The sequence below is a fragment of the Photobacterium sp. OFAV2-7 genome (genome assembly GCF_022347985.1).
Classification (GTDB): domain Bacteria; phylum Pseudomonadota; class Gammaproteobacteria; order Enterobacterales; family Vibrionaceae; genus Photobacterium.
Genome location: NZ_JAKRFQ010000289.1, coordinates 1 through 5,560, shown reverse-complemented (window position 1 = coordinate 5,560; position 5,560 = coordinate 1). Strand labels below are relative to the sequence as shown.

Sequence of the window (5,560 nt, the reverse complement as noted above, 5' to 3'; positions counted from 1 at the left end):
CCCGCCGTAGGCATACTCGCCGCTGATGCGGACAGTCGCAGACTTCAAGCCCGCCACTTCACCTTCAGAGACTTCAATCACTTCTGTCTTGAAGCCCTTGGCATCAGCCCAGCGCAGGTACATGCGCAGCATCATCGATGTCCAGTCTTGCGCCTCGGTACCGCCCGAGCCCGCCTGAAGATCGATATAACAATCAGACTCGTCATGATCGCCGGCAAACATACGGCGGAATTCCAGCTTGGCCAGCTTGGCTTCCAGATCCGCCAGTTCCGGTTCGATCTCGTCAAACGTTTCCTGATCGTCTTCTTCTATCGCCAGCTCAAGCAGGCCTTCGACGTCTTCAACGCCCTGATCCAGCTGATCGATAGTATCAACCACAGCCTCAAGGGCTGCGCGTTCTTTACCCAGAGCCTGAGCGCGTTCTGGCTCATTCCATACATCTGGTTGCTCTAGTTCTGCATTGACCTCTTCTAGACGCTCACTTTTGGCATCATAGTCAAAGGTACCCCCTAAGGATATCAGTACGTGCTGACACATCCTCAAGTCGGTTTTTAATAGGATTAATCTCGAACATTGCCACTCTTCATAGCCGAAATGGACGTAACCGGAGGATTCTATCGAATTGTTGATAGAATATACAGAGCAGAAGAAAGGTTATCGGTGAATTTATTTTATAAGCCCGGTCACAGAAACAGTGTCGTCACCAGCTTGAAATATTTTCTTTACCCGCTACACCCAAGGGCAAAGAGTGAATGGGATCACAGGGCGGAAAACCGGGCTTCCGCGCCTGTGCCTCTAATGCTATAGCGCTTCGATATGTTCAATCATCAGCTGGGCGCTGCAATTGCCCCTGAACTCATTGACATCCAGTCGGTATACCAGCTGAACTTGCTGTACAGACGCATCCGGCCAGCGGCGAATATCAATGTTAAAGGCGATCCCGTCAATGACGCTACCGCCGTCAATCGGCTCGAGCATCATCTTGAGGTGCTTGCCCCCCACCAGCTTCTGGTGCAGAAGGCGAAACTTACCGTCGAACATCGGCTCGGGAAACTGCTGTCCCCAAGGGCCGCCCGAGCGCAGCAGCTCGGCCGTTTGCAGGTTAAGTTCGTTGCGATCCAGCTCGCCGTCAGTCAACAACACGCCTTTCAGGGCATCTTCATCCAGCTCGTTACGCACCGCCTGATCGAACGCCTTGCTAAAGGCCGCCAGCTTATCTTCGGGAATGGTCAGCCCGGCTGCCATGGCGTGGCCGCCAAACTTGATGATCAGTCCCGGGTTTTGGGTATCGATCGAATCAAGAACATCTCGCATATGCAGGCCGGGAATCGAACGACACGACCCTTTGATATCGCCATTACCGGCATCGGCAAAGGCAATCACCGGACGGTGGTACAACTCCTTGATCCGAGATGCCAAGATCCCTATCACGCCCTGGTGCCAGTCCCGTTGAAACAGCGCCAGGCCATAGGGCATATCTTGCTGGTTGAATTTAAGGCGCTCGCAAATAGCCAGTGCCTCTTCTTTCATTCCGTGCTCGATTTCCTTGCGGGTCTGGTTGAGGGCATCCAGCTCCGAGGCCATTCGCCGCGCCGCCTGGATATTGTCGCATAGCAACAGCTCGACCCCGAACGACATATCGTCGAGCCGGCCTGCCGCGTTGATCCGCGGCCCGAGGGCAAAGCCCAAATCGCTCGACACCAGTCTGGCCGGATCCCGGTTGGCCACTTCTATCAGTGCTCGGATACCCGGTCGGCACTTACCGGCACGGATACGCTGCAACCCCTGATGGACCAAAATACGGTTGTTGCCATCCAGGGCGACCACATCGGCCACCGTTCCCAGTGCCACCAAGTCCAGCAGTTCAGCCAGGTTAGGTTCGGCAATGCCCTGCGAGGCAAACCAGCCACTTTGTCGCAGCTCAGCCCGCAAGGCCAGCATCAGGTAAAAAGCCACGCCGACGCCGCAAAGCGACTTGGACGGAAAATCACACTCGTGCAGATTGGGGTTAACAATCGCATCAGCCTGCGGCAACTCACTGCCCGGCAAGTGGTGATCGGTCACCAGCACCTGCATCCCTTTTGCCTTGGCTGCTGCCACCCCCGCAATTGACGACACACCGTTATCCACCGTCATGATCAGCTCGGCGCCCCGCTCCTCGGCCTGGGCAACCACCTCCGGGCTCAACCCGTAGCCATCATCAAAACGGTTAGGAACCAGGTAGTCGACATTACTACAGCCCAGCATCTTTAACGCCAATACCGACAATGCCGAACTGGTTGCGCCATCAGCATCAAAATCACCGACGATAATAATTCGACGGTTATCCGCCAGTGCCGACACCAGCAGCTGCACCGCAGGTTCAATACCGTGGAGCTGGTTAAAGCCCAGCAGTCCCCGAGCACCTCGCTCGAGATCATCGTCTCCGGCCAAACCTCGGCTGGCATAAATTCGCTTTAGCAGTGGGTGGATAGCATCGGAAAAACCGGCGGTATCAGCCGGGGGACGGCGTTTTATTTCAATCATAACAAGGCTAAGTCTATGCTGGGGTTCGAGGGGTTAATGCTAGGCATTATAGGCGCTACGCCAAATATAAAAAACCCGAATTCGATTTCTCGAATTCGGGTTGTTTATTAAAGAACAAAGGTTAACTGCGGCTATCCAGCATCTTACGCAGCATACCCGCAGGCTGATAGCCCGGCAGCATTGTACCGTCTTCCAGAACCATTGCCGGTGTACCACTAACGCCCATCGCCACGCCTAACTGGTAGTGCTTACGCACAAGATCTTCGCGCTGGGCAATGCCGGTAATGTCGAATTGGCCGTTCTTCGCCTCGTCCATTGCCTTGGCGGTATCTTTGGCTCCCCAGATAGCACTCATTTCTGCAAAGTTGCGCGAACGCTCGCCACCGCGTGGGAAGGCCAGATAACGAATAGTAATACCGGCATCGTTGTAGGCCTGCATTTCGTTATGTAGCTTACGGCAGTAGCCACAGCTGGTATCGGTAAATACCGTGACCACGTATTTCTCGTCTTTGGCCGGGTAGACAATCATCTCGCCTTCCATGCCTGCCAGCTTGGCCTTGTTCAACTTGGCCATTTTCTGCTCGGTCAAGTTAATCGGCTGAGCACTATCGTTTTGGTATAACTGACCTGCCAGGAAATAGTTACCGTCATCAGAGACATAAATAATCCCACGGTCTGTCACTACCTCATTCAGACCGGCTAGTGGCGATGGTGTAATTGAGACTGGGGCCAGCCCAAGGCCACTGAGTTTCGTCTTGATTGCAGCATCATCAGGTTTAGCCGCTGCTGTAAACGCAGTCAGTGCTACAGCAGTTGCAAGAATCGTACGGCCAAAAAAGTGCATTCGACTATTTCCTTTCAGCAAAATTATGGATAACCAATAAGACCTGTAAGAGTCCAAAAATCTTTCAGAGTTCAAATAATAAATCGACTCTTCCAGTATAACGAACCCGAGTTATAAGCAACCAGTATATCGTATTTTACCGCTTTCTCCCTACGGATGGTTATTACGCCCGCGGGTGATGCGCTTCATGCAGTTGCTTGAGTCGCTCCGTTGCCACATGGGTATAGATTTGCGTGGTAGAGAGATCACTGTGGCCGAGCAACATCTGAACCACTCTCAAATCCGCCCCGTAATTGAGCAAATGCGTGGCAAAAGCATGGCGCATCACATGGGGAGAGAGCTTGTCCGAGTCAATACCCGCCAATACGGCATAATGCTTGATGCGGTGCCAGAAGGTCTGCCGGGTCATCTGCTTAGCGCGCTTGCTGGGAAACACGACATCAGAGCTTTTCTCGCCCAGCAGCTGCGGCCGGCCGCTCTCTATAAATTGTTCAATCCAGTCGACGGCATTTTCTCCCATTGGCACCAGCCGCTCTTTGCCGCCTTTACCGGTAACGCGCACCACGCCCTGACGCAGGCTGACATTTTCCATTGTCAGGCTAACCAGCTCGGTGACACGCAGCCCGGTGGCATAGAGCAGTTCCAGCATCGCCTTGTCCCGCAGCTCAATCGGATCGTTGGGATCAGGTGCATCCAGCAGCGCATCGACCTGCTCCTCGCTGATATCTTTCGGCAGGCGCTTGGGGAGTTTCGGGCTGACCAGCATCGCGCTCGGATCATCTTCGCGAATTTTCTCTCGGTGGAGATATTGGTACAGCCGCCGAATGGCTGACACCATCCGGGCCCGGGAAGTCTGCTTATAGTCAGCATCAAACAACCATTGCTGGTAACGCTGCAAATCATCGACCGACACCGTTTCCAGGCTCAGCCGTTCCTGCTCGATCCAACTGCACAGCTTACTCAGATCATTGCGATACGAAGCCAGGGTATTATCAGACAACCCCCGTTCCATCCACATCGCATCCAGAAAGCGTTCAATGAGCGTTTCGTCGTTTTCCACCACAACCTCTAACCAATCGACAAATTCATCCAGCTAACACATGGATAAATACACAGTAGTTTGTGTCATAGTAGTCTATTTCAGGACAAAAGTAACTTGTCATTTAACTCTCTAATCACCGGCGGTTTTCGTCGTCATATCCTCTATATTCCTTCTTTGAGTCAGCAGAGCCTACACAGAATTAGTCAACAGGCGTTAACCTAGGTAAAATCCACGCTATTGTTCTAATGCACCAACCAACTGGACTAACAGCATGAAAATTGGCTTATTCTACGGCTCAACCACCTGTTACACCGAAATGGCATCTGAGAAAATCCGTGACTGTATCGGCGCAGAGCTGGTCGAACTGCATAACATCAAGGAAGCAGCGATCAGCACCATGAATGATTTCGACATGCTGATCCTGGGTATCTCGACATGGGATTTTGGTGAACTGCAGGAGGACTGGGAAGCCGTATGGGACCAGCTTGACGGGCTAAAACTGGAAGGCAAAACCGTTGCCCTGTTCGGGTTGGGTGATCAGGAAGGCTATACCGAGTGGTTCCTTGATGCGATGGGCATGCTGCACGACAAGCTGGTTCCGACCGGTGCAAACTTTGTCGGCTACTGGCCCAATGAGGGCTATCAGTTTGAGGCTTCGAAAGCCCTGACCGAGGATCAAAAGTTCTTTGTTGGCCTGGCTCTGGACGAAGATAGCCAGTATGAACTCAGCGACGACCGTATCACCCAGTGGTGCGAGCAAATCCTGACCGAGTATAGCGAAACCCTATAACCTTGTTCTCCAGATAAAAAAACGGGATGCCATGGCATCCCGTTTTTATTGATACTAGCTGCAATTAAGCAGTCTGAACGTTTTGCTGCTCAGCCTCACCGCCAATGAAGCGGGAGATAACCAGCGCGGCAGTGGTTGGCAATACCCAAGCCATACCAAAGTCAAACAGTGGCAGAATGTTCAGCGCCGACATATCGATTCCCATGAACTTCGCCGCGTCAATCAGGCTGAAGATAAAGGAAACAAGCAATACGATACGGTAAGCCGCACGCGGGTTTGGCATCCACTTACGCAAGAATGTCAGGGCAACCAGGGCTACCGCTACCGGATACAGGGCAAACAGTACCGGAATTGACAG

Annotated in this window: 5 protein-coding genes and 1 pseudogene; 1 reads left to right on the top strand and 5 read right to left on the bottom strand. The window is 52.8% G+C overall.

All coding sequences use genetic code 11. From position 1 onward, the window contains the following. From MHN01_RS14880 to xerD, 4 genes and pseudogenes are all read right to left on the bottom strand, one after another. A pseudogene (locus MHN01_RS14880) lies at positions 1-574 on the bottom strand (PCRF domain-containing protein); the annotation flags it as partial. Positions 575-801: 227 nt separating this feature from the next. Then, entirely contained in the window at positions 802-2,526 is a 1,725-nt protein-coding gene (gene recJ, locus MHN01_RS14875; RefSeq protein WP_239412062.1) for a single-stranded-DNA-specific exonuclease RecJ, read from the bottom strand. Positions 2,527-2,647: 121 nt separating this feature from the next. Continuing rightward, on the bottom strand, positions 2,648-3,370 hold the full coding sequence (gene dsbC / locus MHN01_RS14870; protein WP_239412061.1) for a bifunctional protein-disulfide isomerase/oxidoreductase DsbC: 723 nt from the start codon (positions 3,368-3,370) through the stop codon (positions 2,648-2,650). A gap of 163 nt (positions 3,371-3,533) precedes the next feature. Further along, positions 3,534-4,430, bottom strand: coding sequence for a site-specific tyrosine recombinase XerD (xerD, locus tag MHN01_RS14865; protein ID WP_370646507.1), 897 nt, complete (start codon positions 4,428-4,430; stop codon positions 3,534-3,536). A 253-nt stretch (positions 4,431-4,683) separates the two neighbouring features. On the opposite strand from xerD, the gene fldB reads away from it, so the two are divergent. Beyond that, positions 4,684-5,202: a flavodoxin FldB gene (gene fldB / locus MHN01_RS14860; protein WP_239412060.1), complete on the top strand. Its 519-nt coding sequence runs from the start codon at positions 4,684-4,686 to the stop codon at positions 5,200-5,202. A gap of 64 nt (positions 5,203-5,266) precedes the next feature. Here the strand turns inward: fldB and MHN01_RS14855 are convergent. Continuing rightward, positions 5,267-5,560 (bottom strand): branched-chain amino acid transport system II carrier protein (locus tag MHN01_RS14855; RefSeq protein ID WP_239412059.1); only part of this gene is annotated, 294 nt, incomplete at its 5' end.

Coding starts and splice junctions, on each gene's coding strand:
- dsbC (WP_239412061.1), bottom strand. CDS start 3,370: ATGCACTTTTTTGGCCGTACGATTCTTGCAACTGCTGTAGCACTGACT.
- fldB (WP_239412060.1), top strand. CDS start 4,684: ATGAAAATTGGCTTATTCTACGGCTCAACCACCTGTTACACCGAAATG.
- recJ (WP_239412062.1), bottom strand. CDS start 2,526: ATGATTGAAATAAAACGCCGTCCCCCGGCTGATACCGCCGGTTTTTCC.